Origin of the sequence: Streptomyces sp. NPDC048481 (genome assembly GCF_043200075.1) — a bacterium.
GTDB lineage: Bacteria > Actinomycetota > Actinomycetes > Streptomycetales > Streptomycetaceae > Streptomyces.
The window spans coordinates 1-25,949 of record NZ_JBICXC010000008.1; the positions used below are offsets into that span (position 1 = coordinate 1).

Sequence of the window (25,949 nt, forward strand, 5' to 3'; positions counted from 1 at the left end):
CGATGGTACTGCAGGGGGGACCCTGTGGGAGAGTAGGACACCGCCGAACAAATTTTATGGGAAACCCCCGCACCGTTGGTGCGGGGGTTTTCTGCTTTTCCGGGCACTGTCGTTTGCCGGCCTGCGGGCCGGCGTCGAGACGGTCCCGCCGCCGGCCGGCTGCCGCGCGGCGAAGCAGGACGGGCGGTGCATCGCGGCGGCCTGCGAGGTGAGCGACGGACTGCCGCTGGCCCCGCCGGAACGGGTTCGGACCGCAGCCCGAACGGGTTTGAGAACATCGGCTTGTTCGGGGTATGCTCTATTCCGTTGCCGCGAGGGAAACCTCGAAAAGTGACCAGCCCCCTTAGCTCAGTCGGCAGAGCGTCTCCATGGTAAGGAGAAGGTCAACGGTTCGATTCCGTTAGGGGGCTCCACGAAAAAAGCCTCCGCCCTTTCGGGCGGGGGCTTTTCTCATGTCCGGGCTGATTCTCACGCCACGCGCATCGCCAGGATGGCCATGTCGTCGGAAGGGGCGTCGGACGCGAAGCGCTCCACGGCGCGCATGATGCGCGCCGCGACCGCGCCTGCCGTGAGGCCCGTGCACGTGGTGAGGACGTCGGCGAGGCCGTCGTCGCCCAGCATGCGGGTGCCCTCGCGGCGTTCGGTGACGCCGTCCGTGACGCAGAGCAGGACGTCGCCCGGGTCGAGGGTCACCGACTCCTCGTACAGCTCCAGGTCCTCCATGACGCCCAGGAGCGGCTGGGGTTCGGCGGCCGGCTCGACCGTGCCGTCCTGGCGGAGGCGCAAGGGCAGCGGGTGGCCGGCGCAGACCACCTTCAACTCCGCGCTGCCGTCCGCCTGCGGGCGCATCTCGCCGTAGAGGAGGGTGAGGAAGCGGCTGCGCGCCCCCTCGTCGAGGATGGCCGAGTTCAGGCGCTCCAGGACCGCCGGGCCACTGAGGCCCTCCCGGGCCAGGAGCCTGAGCGCGTGCCGTGCCAGGCCCGTCACCGCCGCGGCGTTGGGGCCCGTGCCGCACACGTCGCCGATGGCGAAGCCGTACGCGCCGTCGCTGATCGGGAAGACGTCGTAGAAATCGCCGCCGACCTCGTTGCCCTCGCCGGCCGCGCGGTAGATGACCTCGACCTCGACGCCGTCGATGGAAGGGAGTTCCGGGGGCAGGAGGCTGCGCTGGAGGGCCTGGCTGATGGCCGTGCGCTCGGAGTACAGGCGGGCGTTGTCCAGGGCGAGGGCCGCCCTGCGGCTCAGGTCCTCGGCCAGTTCGAGGATCTCCTGGCGGAAGTGCTCGTCGGTGGGCTTGCCGAGGGTCAGCATGCCGATCACGCGGTTGCGGGCGACCAGGGGGAGGACGACGGTCTCGCCGCCGACCGCGGAGGCCGTCGCGAGCGTCGGGCCGATGCCGGAGGCCACCTGGTGGGTGGGGCCGCCGGTCAGGCCCAGGCTGCGCATGGAGCTGCGCAGGGCCGCGTCGTGCGCGGCCTCGGCGGGGGCCGCCCAGACGCGCGCGCCGGGGGTGGGGACCGGGTCCGGGGGCGGGACCTTCGACAGCAACGACTTGATGCCGTCGATGAGTTCCTCGTCCTCGTGCAGGACGTACGACAGATAGGGCTCGGACGCCTGGTCGGCGATCGTGTAGACCGCGCACCAGGTGGCCAGCGTCGGCACCGTCATCTGGGCCATCAGGGCCAGGGTCTGGTCGCGGTCCAAGGTGCCCGCGAGGAGGTCGGAGGCTTCGACGAGGAAGCTCAGGGAGCCCCGGCGCAGGCGTTCCAGTTCGCCCAGGCGGGCGGACTCCACGGCCAGAGCGATGCGGTCGGCCGCGAACTGAAGGCGCAGGGCCTCCTCGTTGGAGTAGCGGCCCGCGGCTTCCGCCGCCACGCCCAGGGAGCCCGTCAGGCGGCCCTCGACCTTCAGGGGGACGGTGACGACGGAGCGCATGCCGGTGCCGCTGAGCAGGGGGACGGCGCCGGGGACGGCCAGGAGGTCCTCATGGACGGCCGGCATGCGGGCCGAGCCGTAGCGGCCGGGGCCCGCCTCGACGGGGACCCGTGCGAAGCGCTGGCGGGCCGAGGGCAGGCCGGTGGAGGCGCGGACCTCCAGCTCGGTCTCGTCGTCAGTTGCCAGGAGGAGGAAGGCGGAGTCGGCGTCGAGCATGTCGCGGGCCCGCTCGACCGTGCGCTGGAGGAGGCCGTCGAGGTCGTCCGGGGCGGGGGAGCCGATGAAGACCTCGAAGGGATCCGTGCTCTGGCCGTCGGAGCCGGTGCTCGTGTCGGAGGCCGGGACGCGCAACGGCGTCTGAAGGACCGCGCGTTCGTGGTCGCGGACGAGCAGGCAGACGGTGGAGGGCTCGCCGTCGGTGTCGCGGACGCGCAGATGGGAGGCGTAGACCGGTGTGACGCGGCCGTTGGCGGCGCGGATGCCGTAACTGCCCTCCCAGCGCGAGAGTTGGAGGGCCTCCACGATGCCGGTGCTGGTGCCGGGGGTGTGCGGCCAGGCGGCGAGGTCGGTGAGGGGCTTGCCGGTGACCTGGTCGGCGGCGTAGCCGAAGAGTTCCTCGGCGTCCTCGTTCCAGGCGGAGATGGCGCCCGTGCGGTCGATCTGCACGACGGCGACGCGCACGCGGCTGTCGGCGAGCGGCAGGAGGTCGGCCGGGAGGGAGGGGCCGGCCGCGCGGGTGCCCACCGGGCGGTCGGGGAGGTCGAGCCGGAACCAGACCTGCTTGTGGGTGGGGGTGTACTCGACGCCCCAGCGGGCGGCGATGGCGGCGCACAGCTGGAGTCCGCGGCCGCCTTCGCGGTCGGGGCTGCCCATGGTGGCGAGGGAGCCCTGGAGGGGGATCTCGCGCTCGGGATACCGGTCGGCCACCTCGATGCGGACGCCGTCGTCGCTGCGCAGGCACAGGACGTCGGCGTGGGTGCCGGCGTGGACGACCGCGTTGGTCACCAGTTCACTGGTGAGGACGACGGCGTCGTCGATGATGTCGGCGAAGCCCCAGCCCTGGAGGGTGTCGCGGACGAAGGACCGGGCGGTCGCCACCGATCGCCCGACGGGCTCGAAACTGGCGGCCGCGCGCGCGGTGATCACAGAACTCCTCGGCCGGTTGTCTGCGGACAGGGCTCCCCGGCCGACCGGGTCGCGGCGCTGGTGGGGCGTGCGCGCGGCCGGGGGCCGGGGGTCCGGGGGATGTCCCCCCGGGATCAGTCCGGTGGTCATGTGTGCGGCCGCCCCTCCGATGCCCGCTGGTGCCGGTGCCACCGCCCAGACCGTCGGACCGGTGTGGCTGGACAGCCGCATGCAAGGTTACTTACCTTCCGGGGCCGTGCGGATGCCGGTCACCGGTGTTTCCGCCCGAGGGTGTGCGGACCGTGTGCGAAGCTGCCGAACTGTTATGGCCTGGTTCGGCAAGGGTGAAACACTGGGCAGGCTTGTGGTGAAGGTCCGGGCGGAGTGAGTGTCGTCCCGGTTCGGCGGGCAGCAGCCCTCCGGGCTCGCCCGGTTCCGCCGGGCGCGGGTACCGGGTGGTACCCGGGAACGGCGGCGAGCGGCCCGGGCACAGTGGTGACGGTCGACCCCTGCGGGAGGGACAACGTGGAGTCTGGCGCAGCGACGCGGGGCACTGAGACGCGCGCGAAAGGCGGACAGTCTCTGAGCAGGCCACGCACCCCACGCGGAGGCACCACTGTCGTGGACACGGCAGCTCTGGACCGTTTGCTGACGGCTCTGGTGTCCATGCGGGACGGGAACTTCCGCAAGCGGCTCACGGTCTCCGGCGACGGCGTGATGTCGGAGATCGCCGCCGTGTTCAACGAGGTCGCGGACCGCAATCTGCATCTGACGGGTGAGCTGTCGCGGGTGCGGCGCATGGTGGGGCGTGAGGGGAAGCTCACCGAGCGGCTGGAGACGGGGGCCTGCGAGGGGTCCTGGGCGACTGCGATCGACAACTCGAACGCGCTGGTCGACGACCTCGTACGCCCGGTCTCCGAGGTCGGCCGGGTGCTGTCGGCGGTCGCCGAGGGTGATCTGTCGTCGCGGATGGAGCTGCGGACGCAGTCCCCGGAGGGGACGGGGCATCCGCTGCGCGGGGAGTTCCTGAAGGTCGGGCGGACGGTGAACAACCTGGTCGACCAGCTGTCGACGTTCACCGACGAGGTCACGCGCGTGGCCAGCGAGGTGGGCACCGAGGGCAAACTGGGCGGGCAGGCCCAGGTGCGTGGTATGTCGGGTTCGTGGAAGGACCTCACGGAATCCGTCAACACGATGGCCTACCGGCTGACGGCGCAGGTGCGGGACATCGCGCTGGTGACGACGGCGGTGGCCAAGGGTGATCTGTCACGGAAGGTGACGGTTCACGTCGAGGGCGAGATGCTGGAGCTGAAGAACACCGTCAACACGATGGTGGACCAGCTCTCCGCGTTCTCGTCGGAGGTGACCCGGGTGGCCCGCGAGGTGGGCACCGAGGGCATTCTCGGCGGGCAGGCGCAGGTGTCCGGTGTGGACGGGGTGTGGAAGGAGCTCACCGATTCGGTGAACACCATGGCCGGGAACCTGACGGCCCAGGTGCGCGGGATCGCGGAGGTGACGACGGCGGTCGCCAACGGCGATCTGTCGCAGAAGGTGACGGTGTCGGCGCGCGGCGAGGTCGCGCAGCTCGCGGACACGATCAACCAGATGACGGAGACGCTGCGGACCTTCGCGGACGAGGTCACGCGTGTCGCCAACGAGGTCGGGGCCGCCGGGCAGCTGGGCGGTCAGGCGAACGTGCCGGGCGCGGCGGGCACCTGGAAGGACCTGACGGACTCGGTCAACACCGTGTTCCGGAACCTGACCACGCAGGTGCGGGACATCGCGGCGGTGACGACGGCGGTGGCCAGCGGCGATCTGTCGCAGAAGGTCACGGTGGACGTGGCCGGCGAGATGCTGGAGCTGAAGAACACCGTCAACGGGATGGTGGACCAGCTGTCGGCGTTCGGCGCCGAGGTGACCCGGGTGGCGCGGGAGATCGGCGTCGAGGGCGAGCTGGGCGGTCAGGCGCAGGTGTCGGGCGCGGCCGGCACGTGGAAGGACCTGACGGACTCCGTCAACACGGCGTTCAGGAATCTCACCGGACAGGTGAGGAACATCGCGCAGGTGACCACGGCGGTGGCCAACGGCGACCTGTCGCAGAAGGTCACCGTGGACGTGTCCGGCGAGATGGCGCAGCTGAAGAACACCGTGAACACGATGGTGGACCAGCTGTCGTCGTTCGCCGACCAGGTGACGCGGATGGCGCGGGACGTGGGCACCGAGGGCCGGCTGGGCGGTCAGGCCCGGGTGGACGGCGTGTCGGGCACCTGGAAGGAGCTCACGGACTCCGTGAACTCCATGGCCGGGAACCTGACCTCGCAGGTGCGCAACATCGCCCAGGTGACGACGGCGGTGGCGCGGGGCGACCTGTCGCAGAAGATCGACGTGGACGCGCGCGGGGAGATCCTGGAGCTGAAGAACACCATCAACACGATGGTCGACCAGCTCTCCGCCTTCGCCGACCAGGTGACCCGGGTGGCGCGGGACGTGGGTACGGAGGGGCGGCTGGGCGGGCAGGCGCAGGTGCCCGGTGTGGCCGGTGTGTGGCGTGACCTGACGGACTCGGTGAACGGCATGGCGGGCAACCTGACCGCCCAGGTGCGCAACATCGCCCAGGTCGCCACCGCGGTGGCCCGCGGTGACCTGTCCCAGAAGATCACCGTGGACGCGCGCGGGGAGATCCTGGAGCTGAAGAACACCCTGAACACGATGGTCGACCAGCTGTCGTCGTTCGCCCAGGAGGTCACCCGGGTGGCCCGTGAGGTGGGTACGGAGGGGCAGCTCGGCGGCCAGGCCGAGGTGCAGGGCGTCTCCGGCACCTGGAAGGACCTCACGCAGTCGGTGAACTTCATGGCGAACAACCTGACCATCCAGGTGCGCCAGATCGCGGAGGTCACGACGGCGGTCGCCAAGGGCGACCTGTCGAAGAAGATCACGGTGGACGCCAAGGGCGAGATCCTGGAGCTGGTCACCACCGTCAACACGATGGTCGACCAGCTGTCGTCGTTCGCCGAGCAGGTGACCCGGGTGGCCCGTGAGGTGGGCACCGAGGGCATCCTGGGCGGTCAGGCGCACGTGCCGGGCGTCACGGGCATCTGGAAGGACCTCAGCGGCAACGTCAACCTGATGGCCAAGAACCTGACCATGCAGGTGCGCAACATCTCGCAGGTCGCGGCGGCCGTCGCCAACGGCGATCTGACGCGGCAGGTGACCATCGAGGCGCGCGGCGAGGTGCAGCAGCTCGCCGACACGTTCAACACGATGGTGAAGACGCTGAGCTCGTTCGCCGAGCAGGTCACCAAGGTGGCCCGTGAGGTGGGCACCGACGGCATCCTGGGCGGCCAGGCGCATGTGCCGGGGGTGGCGGGCACCTGGAAGGACCTCACCGACTCGGTGAACGGGATGGCGTCCAACCTGACCGGTCAGGTGCGCAACATCGCCATGGTCACGACTGCCATCGCCAAGGGCGACCTGACGAAGAAGATCGACATCGACGCGCGCGGGGAGATCCTCGAGCTGAAGACGACCATCAACACGATGGTCGACCAGCTGTCGTCGTTCGCCGAGGAGGTCACCCGGGTGGCCCGTGAGGTGGGCACCGAGGGGCAGCTGGGCGGTCAGGCACGCGTGCGTGACGTCGACGGCACCTGGCGCGACCTGACGGAGTCGGTGAACGAGATGGCCGGGAACCTGACCCGGCAGGTGCGGGCCATCGCGCGCGTGGCGACCGCGGTGACCCGCGGCGACCTGAACCTCAAGATCGACGTGGACGCGTCCGGGGAGATCCAGGAGCTCCAGGACTACATCAACAAGATGATCGCCAACCTGCGCGACACCACGATCGCGAACAAGGAGCAGGACTGGCTCAAGGGCAACCTCGCGCGTGTGTCGGCTCTGATGCAGGGCCGGCGCGACCTCCAGGACGTGGCCTCGCTGATCATGAGCGAGCTGCCGCCGCTGGTGGCCGCGCAGCACGGCGCGTTCTTCCTGGCGATGCCGCCGGCCGACGGGGACGCGGATCTCTACGAGCTGCGGATGCTGGGCTCGTACGGGTACTCGATGGGGTCCATGCCGTCGTCGTTCCGGCCGGGTGAGGCGCTGGTGGGGACGGCGGCCGAGGAGAAGCGCACGATCCTCGTGGCGAACGCCCCGAGCGGCTATCTGAAGATCGCCTCGGGGCTGGGCGAGGCGCCGCCCGCGCAGGTGATCGTGCTGCCGGTGCTGTTCGAGGGCCAGGTGCTCGGCGTGATCGAACTGGCGTCGTTCACGCCGTTCACGCAGATCCAGAAGGACTTCCTCAACCAGCTCGCCGAGATGATCGCGACGAGCGTCAACACGATCTCCGTCAACACCAAGACGGAGCAGCTGCTGAAGCAGTCGCAGGAGCTGACCGAGCAACTGCGCGAGCGCTCGGCGGAGTTGGAGCAGCGGCAGAAGGCCCTTCAGGCGTCCAACGCCGAACTGGAGGAGAAGGCCGAGCTGCTGGCCCAGCAGAACCGCGACATCGAGGTGAAGAACACCGAGATCGAGGAGGCGCGGCAGGTCCTGGAGGAGCGGGCCGAGCAGCTCGCGGTGTCGATGCGCTATAAGAGCGAGTTCCTCGCCAACATGTCGCACGAGCTGCGCACGCCGCTCAACTCGCTGCTGATCCTGGCCAAGCTGCTCGCGGACAACGCGGAGGGCAATCTCTCGCCCAAGCAGGTCGAGTTCGCCGAGACGATCCACGGGGCCGGTTCCGACCTGCTCCAGTTGATCAACGACATCCTGGACCTGTCCAAGGTGGAGGCGGGCAAGATGGACGTCTCGCCGACGCGCATCGCGCTCGTCCAGCTGGTCGACTACGTGGAGGCCACCTTCCGTCCGCTCACCGCGGAGAAGGGCCTGGACCTGTCCGTGCGGGTGTCGCCGGAGCTGCCGGCCACGCTGCACACGGACGAGCAGCGGCTGCTGCAGGTGCTGCGCAACCTGTTGTCCAACGCGGTGAAGTTCACCGACTCCGGGTCGGTGGAGCTGGTCATCAGGCCGGCCGGCGCGGAGGTGCCGGTGGCGATCCGCGAGCAGTTGCTGGAGGCCGGCTCGCTGACCGACCCGGACGCCCCCCTGATCGCGTTCTCGGTGACCGACACCGGCATCGGGATCGCGGCCAGCAAGATGCGGGTGATCTTCGAGGCGTTCAAGCAGGCGGACGGGACGACCAGCCGCAAGTACGGCGGCACGGGCCTCGGACTGTCGATCTCGCGGGAGATCGCGCAGCTGCTCGGCGGCGAGATCCACGCCCAGAGCGAGCCGGGACGCGGCTCCACCTTCACGCTGTACCTGCCGCTGCACCCGAGCGAGCTGCCGCCGCAGGGCTACCAGCAGGTGGTGCCCGCCCTGGAGGCCGGCGACCTGGTGGCGTCGGAGAACGGGGCGGCGGAGCTGTCGGAGCTGACCCCGGCGGAGATCCAGACGCCGGCCGAGGTGCGGTCGTACCGGGACGCGCAGAACGGTCCGGCGGCGCTCTTCCGGCGCCGGCGGCGGCTGGTGAGCGGCGGTGAGCAGGTGGGCCGGCCCGACCAGTGGCCGGCGCGTGCCCAGCAGGCGGAGGCGCCCGCGCGCGCGGGCATCAAGTTCGGCGGGGAGAAGGTGCTCATCGTCGACGACGACATCCGCAACGTGTTCGCGCTGACCAGCGTCCTGGAACAGCACGGCCTGTCGGTGCTGTACGCGGAGAACGGCCGGGAGGGCATCGAGGTCCTGGAGCAGCACGACGACGTGGCGGTCGTCCTGATGGACATCATGATGCCGGAGATGGACGGCTACGCGACGACGACGGCGATCCGGCGGATGCCGCAGTTCTCGGGGCTGCCGATCATCGCGCTCACCGCGAAGGCGATGAAGGGCGACCGCGAGAAGGCGATCGAGTCGGGGGCCTCCGACTACGTGACGAAGCCGGTCGACCCCGATCACCTGTTGTCGGTGATGCAGCAGTGGATGAGGGAGGAGTGAGGCGCCGGTCGACGGGAACCCTGGGCGTGACGGGAACCTTCGGTGCGGGCCGGGAGTTGCTGACTCAGGGTGGCCGTCGCCGTGTGGCGGGGCGCGATGCGGGGAACCTTCTGGTCCTGCGCCGCGTTCCTGCTATGTGCACAGTGACATCACGGTGACAGGGTGTGGCGACGGTCGGGGTGCGGCTACCATGACCGGCACAAGGAAGGGCGGCGCAAAGGAGTCGTCCCCAGGGGCGGCGCCCGGTGCACTGCCGGGGCGAGGAGGGCGGGCCATGGTGCAGAAGGCCAAGATCCTCCTGGTCGATGACCGGCCGGAGAATCTGCTGGCGCTGGAGGCGATCCTCTCTGCGCTCGATCAGACGCTGGTGCGGGCATCGTCCGGGGAAGAGGCGCTCAAAGCACTGCTGACGGACGACTTCGCGGTCATCCTGCTGGACGTCCAGATGCCGGGAATGGACGGCTTCGAGACGGCCGCGCACATCAAGCGGCGGGAGCGGACCAGGGACATCCCGATCATCTTCCTCACCGCGATCAACCACGGGCCGCACCACACCTTCCGCGGATACGCGGCCGGCGCGGTGGACTACATCTCCAAGCCGTTCGACCCGTGGGTGCTGCGTGCGAAGGTCTCGGTGTTCGTCGAGCTGTACATGAAGAACTGCCAGCTGCGGGAGCAGGCGGCGCTGCTGCGGCTGCAGTTGGAGGGCGGCGGCAGGGCCGTCGCGGGCGGCGACGTCAAGGAGCCGGCCGGGCTGCTCGCGGAACTCTCCGCGCGCCTCGCGGCCGTCGAGGAGCAGGCCGAGGCCCTGTCCAAGCAACTGGACGACGAGTCGGCGGACGCGGCGGCGGTGGCCACGGCGGCCCACCTGGAGCGCAAACTCACCGGTCTGCGGCGCGCGCTGGACGCCCTGGAGCCGGGCACGGGCGGCGGGGCCGCCTCGCTGCCCTCGCCGAACTGATCGGAAGAACCCGCCGGAACTGACGCGTGCGACGCAGAAGTTGTGCATGAGGGCGCGTCAGTTCCCTCGCACAGCGGACCGCACGCGTCAGTCCGGCCCCGTGGCGCGGGCGACACGAACGGGTGAAGCAGTGGGCACACGTGTCCCCAGTGGTCTCCACCGGTAACCTCACACCATGGCCTCACGTCCCTCCGCAGCCAAGAAGCAGCCCGCCAGGAAGGCGGCTGCTCCGGCGAAGGCTCCGGCGAAGAAGGCCGCCGCGAGGAAGGTCCCGGCGAAGAAGGCGCCCGCCAGGAAAGCCGCGGCCAGAAAACCCGCGCCCCCGCCCGCACCCAGCCCCACCGGGGGCGTGTACCGGCTCGTGCGCGCCGTGTGGCTGGGGCTGGCGCACGCCGTCGGCGCCGTGTTCCGCGGCATAGGGAACGGCGCCAAGAACCTCGACCCGGCCCACCGCAAGGACGGCGTCGCGCTGCTGCTGTTCGGCGTCGCGCTGATCGTCGCCGCGGGCACCTGGGCCGATCTGCGCGGCCCCGTGGGCGACCTCGTCGAGATCCTGGTGACCGGCGCGTTCGGACGGCTCGACCTGCTCGTGCCGATCCTGTTCGCCGTCGTCGCCGTGCGCTTCGTCCGCCACCCCGAGAAGCCCGAGGCCAACGGCCGGATCGTGATCGGTCTGTCGGCCCTCGTGATCGGCGTGCTCGGCCAGGTCCACATCGCCTGCGGCGCGCCCGCCCGCAGCGCCGGCATGCAGGCCATAAGGGACGCCGGCGGCCTCATCGGCTGGAGCGCGGCGACCCCCCTCACCTACACGATGGGCGAGGTCCTCGCCGTACCGATGCTGGTGCTGCTCACCGTCTTCGGGCTGCTGGTCGTCACGGCCACTCCGGTCAACGCCGTCCCGCAGCGGCTGCGCCGGCTCGGCGTGAGCCTCGGCCTGCTGCGCGACCCGGAGGAGGACGCGTACGACGAGTTCGGCGACGACGAGGCCCGCTACGACGAGCAGTGGCGTGAGGCGCTGCCCGCCCGCCCTCGACGGCGCACGGGCGCCCCCGAGGCGTACGACCCCGACAGCGCCGAGCAGGAGGCGCTGACCCGGCGACGCGGCCGCCCCCGGCGCTCCGCCGTGCCCCAGCCGGCCATGGACCGCCGTATGGACGCCGTGGACATCGCCGCGGCCGCGGCGGCCGACCTCGACGGCGCCGTCCTGCACGGCATGCCTCCCTCGCGGATCGTCGCCGACCTCACCCAGGGCGTGACGACCGCGGACGGGGAGCCGACCACGCCGACCCCTGTGCCGACGCCCGTGCCGACGCCCGTCCCCGCGCCGGCCGCCCGCCCCCGGCAGCAGAAGCTGAACACCGGGGGAGCGGTCCCGGATCTGACGAAGGCGGCTCCCGAGGCGCCGCGCGAGCTGCCCGCGCGCGCCGAGCAGCTCCAGCTGTCCGGCGACATCACCTACGCCCTGCCCTCGCTCGACCTCCTGGAGCGCGGCGGCCCCGGCAAGGCGCGCAGCGCCGCCAACGACGCCGTCGTCGCCTCGCTGACGAACGTCTTCACCGAGTTCAAGGTGGACGCCGCCGTCACCGGGTTCACCCGCGGCCCGACGGTCACGCGTTACGAGGTCGAGCTCGGGCCGGCCGTGAAGGTCGAGCGGATCACCGCGCTGGCGAAGAACATCGCGTACGCCGTGGCCAGCCCGGACGTGCGGATCATCAGCCCGATCCCGGGCAAGTCCGCGGTGGGCATCGAGATCCCGAACACCGACCGCGAGATGGTCAACCTCGGCGACGTGCTGCGGCTCGCCGAGTCCGCCGAGGACGACGACCCGATGCTGGTGGCCTTCGGCAAGGACGTCGAGGGCGGCTACGTCATGCACTCGCTGGCGAAGATGCCGCACATACTGGTCGCGGGCGCCACCGGATCCGGCAAGTCGTCCTGCATCAACTGCCTGATCACCTCGGTCATGATCCGGGCCACCCCCGAGGACGTCCGGATGATCCTCGTCGACCCCAAGCGCGTGGAGCTGACCGCCTACGAGGGCATCCCGCACCTCATCACGCCGATCATCACCAACCCCAAACGGGCCGCCGAGGCGCTGCAGTGGGTCGTCCGTGAGATGGACCTGCGCTACGACGACCTCGCCGCCTACGGCTACCGGCACATCGACGACTTCAACCGCGCCGTGCGCGAAGGGACCGTCAAGCCGCCCGAGGGCAGCGAACGCGAGCTCCAGCCGTACCCGTACCTGCTGGTGATCGTCGACGAGCTCGCCGACCTGATGATGGTCGCGCCGAGGGACGTCGAGGACTCCATCGTGCGGATCACCCAGCTCGCGCGCGCGGCGGGCATCCACCTGGTGCTCGCCACCCAGCGCCCCTCGGTCGACGTCGTCACCGGCCTGATCAAGGCGAACGTGCCCTCACGGCTCGCCTTCGCGACCTCCTCGCTCGCCGACTCGCGCGTCATCCTCGACCAGCCTGGCGCCGAGAAGCTGATCGGCAAGGGCGACGGGCTGTTCCTGCCGATGGGCGCCAACAAGCCCACCCGTATGCAGGGCGCCTTCGTGACCGAGGCCGAGGTCGCGGCGGTCGTCCAGCACTGCAAGGACCAGATGGCGCCCGTCTTCCGGGACGACGTCACCGTCGGCGCCAAGCAGAAGAAGGAGATCGACGAGGACATCGGCGACGACCTGGACCTCCTGTGCCAGGCGGCCGAGCTGGTCGTCTCCACCCAGTTCGGCTCCACGTCCATGCTCCAGCGCAAGCTGCGCGTGGGCTTCGCCAAGGCCGGCCGCCTGATGGACCTCATGGAGTCCCGCAACATCGTCGGACCGAGCGAGGGCTCCAAGGCGCGTGACGTTCTCGTGAAGCCGGACGAGTTGGACGGCGTCCTCGCCGTGATCCGGGGGCAGTCTGAGGGGTAGACGTCCGTCGAGGGAAAGGGGCGCCGGCCGTGACTCACCCGTTAGAGAGCAGTGGGCAACCGTTTCCCTTTGGCATACGTCCAGTTGAGCGAGAGGACAGGTGCGGCTCCCCGCCGGGGCCGTAACCGGCCCGTCATCGGTGTGACCGGCCATACCGATGGCGTACAAAGTCGTACCGCCCGGTTGCCCCTCCGTTCGGCACCCCCCCTAGACTGAACCTCCAGCACAGGTGGCTACACGCTCGAAAGGCGCCCCCGTGTCCATCGGCAACTCCCCCGAAGACGAGCGTCCGTTCGAAGACCCGTCCGAAGAAGCCCCCGTCTCGATCGGCCGCGCCCTGCGGCAGGCGCGCATCGAGGCCGGGCTGACGGTCGACGACGTCAGCACCGCCACCCGCGTCCGCATCGCCATCGTCCACGCCATCGAGGCGGACGACTTCGCCCCCTGCGGCGGAGACGTCTACGCGCGAGGGCACATCCGGACGCTGGCCAGGGCCGTCCACCTCGACCCCGCCCCGCTCATCGAGCGCTACGACGCCACCCACGGCGGCCGCCCCGCCCCCACCCCGGCCGCGCCCCTCTTCGAGGCGGAACGCATCCGCCCCGAGCGCCGCGGGCCGAACTGGACCGCGGCCATGGTCGCCGCGATCGTCGCCGTCGTGGGCTTCGTCGGCTTCACCGCCTTCAAGGGCGGCGACGACGGGGGAGCGAAGGAACAGGCCGCCGAGGGCGCCACCCCCACCGCGGGCAAGACCGCCTCGCCCACGCCGAAGACCGACAAGCCCGTCGACCGCAAGCCCGCGCCGTCCGACAGCGCCATCGCCGCCGCCCCGCAGGACAAGGTGACCGTCCAGGTCAGCGCCGCGGACGGCCGCAGCTGGGTCGCGGCCAAGGACCACAACGGCAGGCTGCTCTTCGACGGCCTGCTCAAGAAGGGCGACTCCAAGACCTTCCAGGACAGCGAGAAGATCAACCTCGTGCTCGGCGACGCCGGCGCGATCGATCTCTTCGTCAACGGCAAGAAGCTCGACGACGACTTCCGGCCCGGAGCGGTGGAGCGGCTGACGTACACCAAGGGCGACCCGCAGGCGGGATGAGCCCGCAGTACCCGCACGCGACGGGGCCGACGAAGATCGTCAACCCCGTCGACGTGGGCTGTCCGTGAGACGAAGTAGTCTTGAGCCCATGCCTGAACGCCGTACCGTCGCACTCGTCACCCTTGGCTGCGCCCGTAACGAGGTGGACTCGGAGGAGCTCGCAGGCCGTTTGGAGGCGGACGGCTGGCAGCTCGTGGAGGACGCCGAGAAAGCCGACGTCGCCGTCGTCAACACCTGCGGCTTCGTCGACGCCGCCAAGAAGGACTCCGTCGACGCCCTGCTCGAGGCAAACGACCTCAAGAGCCACGGCAGAACCCAGGCCGTCGTCGCCGTGGGCTGCATGGCCGAGCGGTACGGCAAGGAACTCGCCGAGGCCCTGCCCGAGGCGGACGGCGTGCTCGGCTTCGACGACTACGCCGACATCTCCGACCGCCTCCAGACCATCCTGAACGGCGGCATCCACGCCTCCCACACCCCGCGCGACCGGCGCAAGCTGCTGCCGATCAGCCCCGCCGAGCGCCAGTCGGCGGGCGACGTGGCCCTGCCCGGGCACGGCGCGCCCACCGACCTGCCCGAGGGCGTCGCCCCGCAGTCCGGCCCCCGCGCGCCCCTGCGCCGCCGCCTGGACGGCGCACCGGTCGCCTCCGTCAAGCTCGCCTCCGGCTGCGACCGGCGCTGCTCCTTCTGCGCCATCCCGTCCTTCCGCGGCTCCTTCATCTCCCGCCGGCCCAGCGACGTGCTGAACGAGACGCGCTGGCTCGCCGAGCAGGGCGTGAAGGAGATCATGCTGGTCTCCGAGAACAACACCTCCTACGGCAAGGACCTCGGCGACATCCGCCTGCTGGAGTCGCTGCTGCCCGAGCTCGCCGACGTCGACGGCCTGGAGCGGGTGCGCGTCAGCTACCTCCAGCCGGCCGAGATGCGGCCCGGCCTCATCGACGTGCTCACGTCGACGCCGAAGATCGCGCCCTACTTCGACCTGTCCTTCCAGCACTCCGCGCCCGGCGTGCTGCGCGCCATGCGCCGCTTCGGCGACACCGACCGCTTCCTCGAACTGCTCGACACCATCCGGAGCAAGGCCCCCCAGGCGGGCGTGCGGTCCAACTTCATCGTGGGCTTCCCCGGAGAGTCCGAGGCCGACCTGGCCGAGCTGGAGCGCTTCCTCGACGGCGCGAGGCTGGACGCGATCGGCGTCTTCGGCTACTCCGACGAGGACGGCACCGAGGCCGCGACCTACGACGGCAAGCTCGACCCCGACGTGGTGGCCGAGCGCCTCGCCCGCGTCTCCCGGCTCGCCGAGGAACTCGTCTCGCAGCGGGCCGAGGAGCGCGTCGGCGAGACCGTCCACGTCCTCGTGGAGTCGGTGGACGACGAGGGCGTGCACGGCCGCGGCGCCCATCAGGCCCCGGAGACGGACGGCCAGGTGCTGCTCACGCCGGGCGAGGGATTGGCCGTCGGCCGTATGGTCGAGGCGAAGGTGGTCGGCACGGAAGGCGTCGACCTGGTCGCCGAGCCTCTGCCGGGCTCGTTCGGGTGTAGTGAGGAGGCGGGCAGATGACGGGTGTTCCGGCGTCGGCCGCCGACGGCTCCTCCCGTGCCCCGGCCACGCAGCCCGAGGCCGCCCAGCCCGCGCAGGCCGCCCAGTCCGCGCAGGCCGAGGTGATCGCGGCCGAGCCCGTGGGCGCGACCGCCGTCGCGGACGTCGAGGGCGCCGCCGTCGGGAACGTGCCGGGAACCGCCGGGGAGCAGGAGGCCGCACGGCCGCCGCGCGGCGCGAAGATCGCTGCCGCCGCGGTCAACCAGGCGAGCGTGTGGAACATCGCCAACTTCCTGACGATGCTGCGGCTGATCCTCGTGCCGGGCTTCGTCGCGCTGATGCTGGCCGACGGCGGCTACGACCCCGCGTGGCGCTCGTTCGCGTGGGCCGCCTTCGCCATCGCCATGATCACCGACCTGTTCGACGGGCACCTGGCGCGGACGTACAACCTCGTCACCGACTTCGGGAAGATCGCCGACCCCATCGCCGACAAGGCGATCATGGGCGCGGCGCTGATCTGCCTGTCCTCGCTCGGCGACCTGCCGTGGTGGGTGACGATCGTCATCCTCGGCCGGGAACTCGGCATCACCCTGCTGCGTTTTCTCGTCATCCGGTACGGCGTCATCCCGGCCAGCCGGGGCGGCAAGCTGAAGACGCTGACCCAGGGCATCGCCGTCGGCATGTACGTCCTCGCGCTCACGGGGTGGCTGGCCACCCTCAGGTTCTGGGTCATGGGCGCGGCCGTCGTGCTGACCGTGGCGACCGGGCTCGACTACGTGAGACAGGCCATCGTGCTGCGCCGGCAGGGAATCGCGGAGCGCAAGGCCGCGTCGGAGGAGACCCGAGCGTGAACTCCCCGGCCGCCGAGGTGGTGCGACTACTGACAGTGAGAGGTGAGACGCTCGCTGTGGCCGAGTCGCTCACCGGTGGCCTGGTCGCGGCGGAGATCACGTCGGTCCCCGGCGCGTCCAAGGTCTTCCGGGGCTCGGTCACGGCGTACGCCACCGAGCTCAAGCACCGGCTGCTCGGCGTCGACGCCGGCCTGCTGGCGGCCCGCGGCGCCGTGGACGCGCAGGTCGCGGCCCAGATGGCGGCCGGAGCCCGCACGGCGCTCGGCGCCGACTGGGCGCTCGCGACCACCGGCGTGGCCGGCCCGGACCCCCAGGACGGACAGCCCGTGGGGACGGTCTTCGTGGCGGTGGACGGACCGTGCGGGACGGACCGCGGTTCCGCCGGCGGCGGAAAAGTGGAGGCCCTGCGGTTGAACGGCGACCGGGCGGAAATTCGTAGAGAGAGTGTACGGAGCGTACTCGCACTGCTCCTGAGAGAGCTTGCGGGCGAACACGCCGGGAATGAGCGGGCACAGGATACGGAACAGAACGGGGGGTTTTGATGTTTGCAGCCCTGAGTGAACACGACATCGCTCCCCGCACGGCCGCAGCGCGAGGCGGTACGGTGGGGCGTGAAGGATGCGGCTACGCGGTCCGAGGAGGGAGCCACCGATGATTCTGCTCCGTCGCCTGCTGGGTGACGTGCTGCGTCGGCAGCGCCAGCGCCAGGGCCGTACTCTGCGCGAAGTCTCCTCGTCCGCCCGAGTCTCACTCGGCTATCTCTCCGAGGTGGAGCGGGGGCAGAAGGAGGCTTCCTCCGAACTGCTCTCCGCCATCTGCGACGCGTTGGACGTACGGATGTCCGAGCTCATGCGGGAAGTGAGCGACGAGCTCGCCCTCGCCGAGCTGGCACAGTCGGCAGCGGCCACTCCCAGTCAGCCTGTCCCCACGTCGGTCCGTCCGATGCTGGGTTCCGTGTCGGTGACCGGTGTGCCACCGGAGCGGGTGACCATCAAGGCGCCCGCCGAGGCGGTGGACGTGGTCGCCGCGTGAGATCAGTGCGCCCGGGCCGCTGAGGCCCGGACAGGTACGTTCGCACGGTACGTGCACAGGCAGTGTGAGGCCCCGGCCGGGGCTTCTCCGGAGGGAACCGGAGAAGGTGCGGTCGGGGTTTTTCGCGTCTCTGGACGGATCCGCGGGCAGGGCTCGTCCGCGCTCTGAGGGGCGCGCTCCGGGCAGGACGGCGAGCCTGGCGGTGCGGCCCCGGTGTCATCGGGGTGCGGGCGGGAGCGGCCCGGCGGGGCCGGGGGTCCGTTTGCCGGTGCCGGTGGCCGAGGTCATCGTGGAGGGGCACCGCGGGAGCCGAAGACACCGGAGGTACCGATGAACGTCGTGAAGAGTCCCCTGTCCGACACCGACCTGCGGACCGTGTCCGAGGCGTTGCAGGGGGCGCTCGTCGACCTCGTCGACCTGTCGCTCGTCGCCAAGCAGGTCCACTGGAACGTCGTCGGGCCCCGCTTCCGCTCCGTCCACCTCCAGCTCGACGAGGTCGTGGACGTCGCCCGTACCCATTCCGACACGGTGGCCGAGCGCGCCTCCGCGCTCGGCGTCTCCCCGGACGGGCGCGCCTCGACGGTGGCCGCGGGCAGCGGGATCACCGCGGTGTCGGCCGGCTGGGTCAAGGACACCGACGCCGTCGGCACGCTCGTCGCCGCGCTCGGGGCGATCATCACCCGAATGCGGGAACGGGTGGCCGCGACGGGCGACGCCGACCCCGTGAGCCAGGACATCTTCATCGGCATCACCGGCGATCTGGAGAAGCACCACTGGATGTTCCAGGCGGAGAACGCGTGACCCGGACGAGTGCCGCCCGGACGAGGTTCAGGGGGCCGGGGTGCGTCCGGCCTTCCGAGATCGTGACGGACACCGTGTGACCCCCGTGAGGCTCAGCTGGAGGCGGTGACGGCCATGGCGGCGCGAATAGCGAGGCGCGGGACCGTCTCCGGGCCGGGCACGGTCCTGAGCCTGGCTCTGGGCGCGGTGTGGTGGTGGGCCGTGGTGCGGCTCGCCGTCACGCCCGACGCCGGCGCGCTGGAGGGCGCGGTGGCCGCGGGAGGCTGGGGGCTGAGCCTGCTGCCGGTGCACTGCGTGGCCAGGGCGCGGGCGGCGGGCGTCGTCGCGCAGGGGCGGTGGAGGACCGCGTGGCGGAGGGCTGAGCGGCCGCCGGGGTGAGGAGGGCGGGGAGGTGCGGGGGAGAGAGGGGTGGGGCGCCGGATGTCGAGCGCCGGGCGCCGGGCGCCGGGGTGAGTGTGGTGCGGATGGGGGCGAGGAACTGCACGGTCACCAGGGCATGGCCACGCCGCCGTTCGGGCGGAGGATCTGGCCCGTGGTGAACGCCGACGCGTCCGAGGCCAGGTGGAGGACCGCGTGGGCGATGTCCTGCGGTTCGCCGACCCGGCCGAGCGGCGACATACGCGCCATGAGGGCCTCGGTGTGCGCCTGCGCGCCCGCGTCGTGGCGATCGGTCATCGGAGTGCGGATCCAGCCCGGCGCGACCGCGTTGACCCGGATGCCGTGCGGGCCGACCTCCGCGGCCAGCGTCTTCGTCAACTGGACCACCGCCGCCTTGGCCACGCCGTAGCAGAGGAGGCCGGGACCGCCGGTGTCCACGGCGCCCGAGGCCATGGTGACGATGCTGCCGCCGGAGCCGCGCGCCAGCATCAGGCGGGCCGCCTCCTGGCAGGCGTGGAGCACGCCCTTGAAATTGACGGCCCAGACCCGGTCCAGATCCTCGTCCAGAGTCTCCAGGACCGGGCTGCTGTGCATGATCCCCGCCACCGCGGCCATGACGTCCAGCCGTCCGCAGGACTCCACCGCCTCGCGGACCTGGCCCCGGTCGGTGACGTCGAGGTGGTGGGTGCGGGCGGTACCGCCGTGCTCCTTGATCAGGGCCGCCGTCTCGTGCAGGCCCTGCGCGTCGCGGTCGGCTCCGTGCACGGCGGCGCCCGCCTGGGCGAGCAGCACGGCGCAGGCGCGGCCGATCCCGCTCGCGGCGCCGGTGACGAACGCGGTGCGTCCGGTGAGGTCGTACGCCTTCACGGCCATGAAACGACGGTACGAGCGTTTCTGACGGTCCGTCAATTACCGTGACATCGGTGCACGGGTGCACGGGTGCACGGGTGCACGGGTGGACGGGTGGACGCCGGCGGGAGGGGACGCTTACGGCAGGGTGCGGGAACGGAATCGGTGCGTCGGTGGAGAGCCCGGCGCCGGGGCGGGGCCCGTCTGGCAGGTGGGGCACCAGTAGGTCGGGCGTTCGCGGGAGCCGTCGCCCTGGTCGGCGACCCGGATCCGGGTTCCGCAGCGCAGGCAGGGGCGCGGTGTGCGGCCGTAGACGAACAGGTCCGGGGCGCGGCGGCCCGTGGTGTTGCGGACCGGGCGGTCGCGGTTGGCCTCCAGCAGCTTCTTCGCCAGCACGGGCAGCTTCGCCGTGCGGTCGGCGGGGAGCGCGCCGACCGGAAGCCAGGGCGTGACGCCCAGGAGGAAACAGAGCTCGCTCTTGTAGACGTTGCCGATGCCGGCCAGATTGCGCTGGTCGAGGAGTGCCTCGCCGAGCGGGCGGTCGGGGGTCGCGGCGAGGTTGGCCAGGGCCCGCTCGGCGTCCCAGTCGGGGCCCAGCAGGTCGGGGCCCAGGTGGCCGACGGCCTCTTGCTCGTCGGCGGTGCGCAGCAGTTCGAGGACGGGGAGGCGGTAGCCGACGGCGTTGCGGTCGTGGACGCCGAGGATCGCCCGGATCTGGTGGACCGGGCCGCCGGTCCAGCGCTGGTCGCTCGCGTAGATCTTCCAGGCGCCGTCCATCCTCAGATGCGAGTGGAGCGTCAGGCCGCCCTCCACGCGCGTGAGGAGATGTTTGCCGCGCGCGGTGACGTCGAGAACGGCGCGGCCGGTGAGGTCGGCCGTCGCGTATTTGGGCACGCGCAGATCGGAGCGGGTCAGCACCTTTCCCGCGAGAGCGTCGTGCAGACGCTTCGCGGCCTGCCAGATCGTGTCACCTTCGGGCATGGGTCAAGGGTGACACGAGCGAGGGAACGGCAGGGCGCGGCGGGATCGCCCCCGGGCCCGGAGCGGTGTCGCCAAGAGCGGTGTCGGGGCCGAGCCGTCGCGGCCGCGGGGGATGGGCGTGGTGGGGTTCGGCTGGGCTTGGTTCGCTGAGGTGCGAAGGGGGCAGGGTTGGGCGCTGAGGTGCAGGGCGAGGCGGTGCATGCGGGTGTATTGGTCCCTGGGCTCCGGGGACGTGGGCAGGAGCCAGGAAGCTCGGCCGGGACCGCGGCAGGGGCGGGGCAGGGCATGGGGCTGTCAGGCGCGCAGGCGCAATCCTCGGGGGGTCGCGATGAAGCCGGCTCCTTCCAGGAGGCCGCCGATGGGGGAGGTGAGGGCGGAGGCTCCGTTGACGCGCTCCACGGTGACCGTGCCGAGGGAGCCCGCGCGTGCCGCCTCGGCCAGGGCCTCGGCCGCGGCGCGCAGGCGTGGGTCGTCGCCGGGTGTTTCCTCGGTGTCCGGGGCGGACGGCCAGGCCAGCAGCGACTTGCCGCCACGCTCCATGTAGAGCGTCAGCTCCCCGTCCACGAGGACCACCAGGGAGCCTGCCTTGCGGCCCGGCTTGTGACCGGCGCCGCTGGACGGCTCGGGCCAGCCCAGGGCCGCGCCGTAGGCGTTGGCCGGGTCGGCGGCGGCGAGGACGACGGCCCGTGCGGCGTTGGCGCCGCCGCCGCGGCTCTGGACCGGGCCGCGGCGGGAACGCTCCGACGGTCCGCCGTCGGAGAAGTCGCCGCCGCGAGGGCCGCCGGCGCCCGGAGAGGCGAAGTCGCGGTGCGAGACGTAGCCGTCACGCGAGCCGGCGGCCGGTCGTGTGCCGAAGGGCGACGCGAACGGGGTGTCGGGGTCGGCGGTGTCCCAGACGTCGTCCGACGGGGAGCCGTCGGGGAAGACGAAGCCGTCCGGGTCGCCCGCCTGGGGGCTCGCGGAGGGCAGGGGCTCGCCGCGGTCCCGGGCGTTGGCCACCGCGCGCAGCCGGTCCACCGCGCCGTCCATGGCGAACTGCGCGGCGCCCAGGCCCTCGACGACGTAACCGCGCCGGGCCTGACCGCTCTCCTCGAAGACGGACAGAATGCGGTACGTCGCCGAGAAGCCGCCCTCGACGCCCTCGGCGGCGACGGCACCGCGGGTGACCACGCCGTGCCGGTCCAGGAGGGTGCGGGCGAGCGCATGAGCGCGGACCGTGGGGTCGGGCTCCAGGACGGGGAGGAGCGACCAACGGCCCGCGACCGTCGGAGGGCCGCTGCGGGAGGCCGGTCGGGCCGCGGCCGTCAGGGAGCCGTAGCGCCCGCGCGGGACGGTGCGCTTGGCGCGGTGGGCGGTGGAACCGGCCGTGCGGCCCGAGCCCAGCAGGGAGCGCATCGGGGCGAGCGTGTCGTTGGTGAGCCGGCCGGACCAGGCCAGGTCCCAGACGGTGTCTGCGAGTTGGGGATCGGTGGCCTCGGGATGGGTGGTGGCGCGGACCCGGTCGGCGATCTGACGGAAGAACAGGCCGTAGCCGCCGGACAGCGCGTCCAGGACGGACTGGTGCAGCGCCGTCAGCTCCAGGGGGTGCGGCGGTGGGAGCAGCAGGGGCGCGGCGTCGGCCACGTACAGCGAGACCCAGCCGTCCTTGCCGGGGAGGGCGCCGGCTCCGGACCAGACGATCTCTCCGGCCGCGGTCAGTTCGTCGAGCATCGCCGGGGTGTAGTCGCGAACGCGGGACGGCAGGACGAGCTTCTCCAGCGCCGAGGCGGGTACCGACGCTCCCTGAAGCTGTTCAACGGCACGCACCAGGCCGTCGACGCCGCGCAGTGAGTGCCCCCGGCCGATGTGCTGCCACTGGGGCAGGAACTGGGCGAGCGCGGGCGGCGGCACGGGTTCCAGTTCGTGCCGCAGGGCCGCCAGAGAGCGGCGGCGCAGCCGGCGCAGGACCGTCGCGTCGCACCATTCCTGGCCGATGCCCGCCGGGTGGAACTCGCCCTGGACGACCCGCCCGCCCGCCGCGAGCCGCTGGAGGGCGCCCTCGGTGACCGCCACGCCGAGGCCGAAGCGGGCGGCCGCCGCGGTTGAGGTGAAGGGGCCGTGGGTGCGGGCGTACCGGGCGAGGAGGTCGCCCAGGGGGTCCTTGACGGGTTCCGTGAACGCTTCCGGCACGCCGACCGGCAGGGCCGTGCCCAGCGCGTCGCGCAGGCGGCCCGCGTCCTCGATCGCGGCCCAGTGCTCGGCGCCGGCGATGCGGACCCGGATGGCGCGGCGGGCGACGGCCAGTTCCTGCGCCCAATGCGGTTCGGCGCCGCGCTCGGCGAGTTCGGCGTCGGTGAGCGGACCGAGGAGGCGCAGAAGGTCGGCGACGCCCTCGACGTCCTTCACGCGGCGGTCCTCGGTGAGCCACCTCAGTTCCTGTTCCAGCTCGGCCAGGACGTCGGCGTCGAGCAGCTCGCGCAGTTCGGCCTGGCCGAGCAGCTCGGCGAGCAGCCGGGAGTCCAGGGAGAGGGCGGCGGCCCGCCGTTCGGCGAGCGGGGAGTCCCCCTCGTAGAGGAACTGGGCGACATAGCCGAACAGCAGGGAGCGGGCGAAGGGGGAGGGCTCCGGTGTGGTGACCTCGACCAGGCGCACCTTGCGCGACTCGAGGTCGCCCATCAGCTCGACGAGGCCGGGCACGTCGAAGACGTCCTGGAGGCACTCGCGGACCGCTTCCAGAACGATCGGGAACGAACCGAACTCGCTCGCCACCTGGAGCAGTTGAGCGGCGCGCTGGCGCTGCTGCCACAGGGGCGTGCGCCGGCCCGGGTTGCGGCGCGGCAGCAGCAGCGCGCGGGCCGCGCACTCGCGGAAGCGGGCCGCGAAGAGCGCCGAACCGCCGACCTGGTCGGTGACGATCTGGTCGACCTCGCCCTTGTCGAAGACGACGTCCGCCGCGCCGACGGGCGCCTGCTCCGCGTCGTATTCGGCGCCCGCTTTCACCGGCTCGTGGTCGAGGAGGTCCAGGCTCATGAGGTCGGCGTCGGGCAGCCGCAGCACGATGCCGTCGTCGGCGTGCATGACCTGGGCGTCCATGCCGTACCGCTCGGAGAGCTTGGCGCCGAGGGCGAGCGCCCACGGGGCATGGACCTGGGCGCCGAACGGGGAGTGGACGACGACCCGCCAGTCACCCAGTTCGTCCCGGAAGCGCTCCACGACGATCGTGCGGTCGTCCGGGACGTGCCCGCACGCCTGGCGCTGCTCCTCCAGGTAGGACAGCACGTTGTCGGCCGCCCACGCGTCCAGACCGGCGGTGAGCAGCCGGAGCCGGGCGTCGTCCTTGGGCAGGGAGCCCACCTCGCGCAGGAAAGCGCCCACCGCCCGGCCCAGTTCCAGCGGCCGCCCCAGCTGGTCGCCCTTCCAGAAGGGCAGCCGGCCCGGGACGCCGGGGGCGGGGGAGACCAGGACGCGGTCGCGGGTGATGTCCTCGATCCGCCAAGAGCTGGTGCCGAGCGTGAAGACGTCGCCCACGCGGGACTCGTAGACCATCTCCTCGTCCAGCTCGCCGACCCGGCCTCCGCCTTTCTTGGGGTCGGAGCCCGCGAGGAACACGCCGAACAGGCCCCGGTCGGGGATCGTTCCCCCGGAGGTGACGGCCAGGCGCTGGGCGCCGGGACGGCCGGTGACCGTGCCGGCGACCCGGTCCCACACCACGCGCGGGCGCAGCTCCGCGAACGCGTCGGACGGATATCGGCCGGCCAGCATGTCCAGGACGGCCGTGAACGCCGACTCCGGGAGCGACGCGAAGGGCGCCGCGCGGCGGACCGTCGCCAGCAGGTCGTCCACCTGCCAGGTGTCGAGCGACGTCATCGCGACGAGCTGCTGCGCCAGGACGTCCAGCGGATTGGCGGGGACCCGCAGCGACTCGATGGAGCCCGTGCGCATCCGCTCGGTGACCACGGCCGCCTGGACGAGGTCGCCGCGGTACTTCGGGAAGACCACACCGGTCGACACCGCGCCCACCTGGTGCCCCGCCCGTCCCACCCGCTGGAGGCCGGACGCCACCGAAGGCGGCGACTCCACCTGGACGACGAGGTCGACCGCGCCCATGTCGATGCCGAGTTCGAGGCTGGAGGTGGCCACTACGGCGGGAAGCCTGCCCGCCTTGAGGTCCTCCTCGACGAGCGCGCGCTGTTCCTTGGAGACGGAGCCGTGGTGGGCGCGCGCGATGACGGTCGGAGCGCCCTGGGCTGCGCCCGAACCGCCCATGAGCTGCGCGGGGGAGTGGTGCTCCTCCAGGGACTCGCCGGTCGCCCGTTCGTAGGCGATCTCGTTGAGCCGGTTGCACAGGCGCTCGGCGAGGCGACGGGAGTTGGCGAAGACGATCGTGGAGCGATGGGCCTGGACGAGGTCGGTGATCCGCTCCTCGACGTGCGGCCAGATCGACGGACGTTCGGCGCCCTCGGAGCCGTCGGCGACGGGCGAGCCGCCCAGTTCGGCCAGATCCTCCACGGGGACCACGACCGAGAGGTCGAACTCCTTGCCGGACTTCGGCTGGACGATCTCCACCTTGCGGTGCGGGGACAGGTAGCGCGCCACCTCGTCGACCGGGCGGACCGTGGCCGACAGGCCGATGCGGCGGGCCGGCCTCGGAAGCAGCTCGTCGAGCCGCTCCAGGGACAGCGCGAGGTGAGCGCCGCGCTTGGTGCCGGCCACGGCGTGCACCTCGTCCAGGATCACCGTCTCGATGCCCGTCAGCGCGTCGCGGGCGGCCGACGTCAGCATCAGGAACAGCGACTCGGGGGTCGTGATCAGGATGTCCGGCGGGCGGGTGGACAGCGCCCGGCGCTCGGCCGGCGGGGTGTCGCCGGACCGGATGCCCACCCTGACCTCGGGCTCGGTCAGCCCCAGACGCACGGACTCCTGGCGGATGCCCGTCAGCGGGCTGCGCAGGTTGCGCTCGACGTCGACCGCCAGGGCCTTGAGGGGGGAGACGTAGAGAACCCGGCAGCGCTTCTTCGGGTCGGCGGGCGGGGACGTCGAGGCGAGCTGGTCCAGCGCGGCGAGGAAGGCGGCCAGGGTCTTGCCTGACCCGGTCGGGGCCACGACCAGCACGTCCGAGCCCTCGCCGATGGCCTGCCACGCGCCCGCCTGGGCCGCGGTGGGCGCGGAGAACGCCCCCGTGAACCAGCCGCGGGTCGCGGGGGAGAAGCCGTCGAGGGCTCGGTGTGCGGAGCTGACCATGCGTCCATCCTGCACCCGACCACTGACAATGGTGCTGAGCTGCGGCTTCACCGCCGACGCGGCGCGGCCCTTCGGCACGGGGCGGCGTGCGGCACGGGCGGCGTGGGGCGGGATGTACGGCGGGGCGGCTGGGGGCGGCAGTGGCGTGAGGCGGGAGGGGCGTGAGTGGGGGTGCACGGCGGCGCGTAGGGGGGCGGCGCGCGGCGGGACGCGGGGCGCGGGACGCGGTCGGAGGAGACCGGGCGGAGAGGCGGGAGGAGACGGCAGGAGGG

The 25,949-nt window shown here is 72.0% G+C and carries 14 protein-coding genes and 1 tRNA gene; 11 read left to right on the forward strand and 4 right to left on the reverse strand.

The genetic code is table 11. The features are described from left to right. The first annotated feature begins 337 nt into the window (after window positions 1-337). Window positions 338-413: transfer RNA gene (locus ACGFSH_RS23430), tRNA-Thr, on the forward strand. 55 nt (window positions 414-468) lie between these two features. Here ACGFSH_RS23430 and ACGFSH_RS23435 read toward each other — a convergent pair. Then, window positions 469-3,210: a SpoIIE family protein phosphatase gene (locus tag ACGFSH_RS23435; RefSeq protein WP_393351661.1), complete on the reverse strand. Its 2,742-nt coding sequence runs from the start codon at window positions 3,208-3,210 to the stop codon at window positions 469-471. A gap of 375 nt (window positions 3,211-3,585) precedes the next feature. Between ACGFSH_RS23435 and ACGFSH_RS23440 the strand changes: the two genes are divergently transcribed. The 10 genes from ACGFSH_RS23440 to ACGFSH_RS23485 all read left to right on the forward strand — a co-directional run bounded on the left by ACGFSH_RS23440 (window position 3,586) and on the right by ACGFSH_RS23485 (window position 18,627). Further along, window positions 3,586-9,048 (forward strand): HAMP domain-containing protein, encoded by a 5,463-nt coding sequence (locus tag ACGFSH_RS23440; RefSeq protein ID WP_393351663.1) that lies wholly within the window; start codon window positions 3,586-3,588, stop codon window positions 9,046-9,048. 274 nt (window positions 9,049-9,322) lie between these two features. Then, window positions 9,323-10,009, forward strand: coding sequence for a response regulator (locus ACGFSH_RS23445; protein WP_329414256.1), 687 nt, complete (start codon window positions 9,323-9,325; stop codon window positions 10,007-10,009). Window positions 10,010-10,184: 175 nt separating this feature from the next. Further along, a complete protein-coding gene (locus ACGFSH_RS23450; protein WP_393351665.1) occupies window positions 10,185-12,932 on the forward strand; it encodes a DNA translocase FtsK in 2,748 nt (915 codons plus the stop codon). A 256-nt stretch (window positions 12,933-13,188) separates the two neighbouring features. After that, window positions 13,189-14,028, forward strand: coding sequence for a helix-turn-helix domain-containing protein (locus ACGFSH_RS23455; protein ID WP_393351668.1), 840 nt, complete (start codon window positions 13,189-13,191; stop codon window positions 14,026-14,028). A gap of 88 nt (window positions 14,029-14,116) precedes the next feature. Continuing rightward, the gene (rimO, locus tag ACGFSH_RS23460; RefSeq protein WP_393351671.1) at window positions 14,117-15,586 is read left to right on the forward strand and encodes a 30S ribosomal protein S12 methylthiotransferase RimO; all 1,470 of its coding nucleotides are present in this window, start codon (window positions 14,117-14,119) and stop codon (window positions 15,584-15,586) included. Further along, window positions 15,583-16,416, forward strand: a complete 834-nt coding sequence (pgsA, locus tag ACGFSH_RS23465) for a CDP-diacylglycerol--glycerol-3-phosphate 3-phosphatidyltransferase (RefSeq protein ID WP_393351674.1) — start codon at window positions 15,583-15,585, stop codon at window positions 16,414-16,416. Before rimO ends, pgsA begins: the two co-directional genes overlap by 4 nt. Continuing rightward, entirely contained in the window at window positions 16,413-16,958 is a 546-nt protein-coding gene (locus ACGFSH_RS23470) for a CinA family protein (RefSeq protein ID WP_393351677.1), read from the forward strand. The genes pgsA and ACGFSH_RS23470 overlap by 4 nt, the downstream gene beginning before the upstream one ends. Before the next feature lie 109 nt (window positions 16,959-17,067). Beyond that, complete coding sequence (locus tag ACGFSH_RS23475; RefSeq protein WP_057575292.1) at window positions 17,068-17,448, forward strand: helix-turn-helix domain-containing protein; 381 nt, start codon at window positions 17,068-17,070, stop codon at window positions 17,446-17,448. A gap of 330 nt (window positions 17,449-17,778) precedes the next feature. Further along, window positions 17,779-18,249 carry a Dps family protein gene (locus ACGFSH_RS23480; protein WP_393351679.1) on the forward strand — a complete coding sequence of 157 codons (471 nt, stop codon included), beginning with the start codon at window positions 17,779-17,781 and terminating at the stop codon, window positions 18,247-18,249. 114 nt (window positions 18,250-18,363) lie between these two features. Next, entirely contained in the window at window positions 18,364-18,627 is a 264-nt protein-coding gene (locus tag ACGFSH_RS23485; RefSeq protein WP_393351681.1) for a hypothetical protein, read from the forward strand. Window positions 18,628-18,735: 108 nt separating this feature from the next. Here ACGFSH_RS23485 and ACGFSH_RS23490 read toward each other — a convergent pair whose 3' ends face one another. The 3 genes from ACGFSH_RS23490 to ACGFSH_RS23500 form a co-directional block, all read right to left on the reverse strand. Beyond that, entirely contained in the window at window positions 18,736-19,500 is a 765-nt protein-coding gene (locus ACGFSH_RS23490) for an SDR family NAD(P)-dependent oxidoreductase (RefSeq protein WP_393351683.1), read from the reverse strand. 114 nt (window positions 19,501-19,614) lie between these two features. Beyond that, window positions 19,615-20,457, reverse strand: a complete 843-nt coding sequence (locus ACGFSH_RS23495) for an Fpg/Nei family DNA glycosylase (RefSeq protein WP_393351685.1) — start codon at window positions 20,455-20,457, stop codon at window positions 19,615-19,617. A gap of 294 nt (window positions 20,458-20,751) precedes the next feature. Next, window positions 20,752-25,677 carry an ATP-dependent helicase gene (locus tag ACGFSH_RS23500; protein ID WP_393351688.1) on the reverse strand — a complete coding sequence of 1,642 codons (4,926 nt, stop codon included), beginning with the start codon at window positions 25,675-25,677 and terminating at the stop codon, window positions 20,752-20,754. Window positions 25,678-25,949 lie beyond the last annotated feature (272 nt).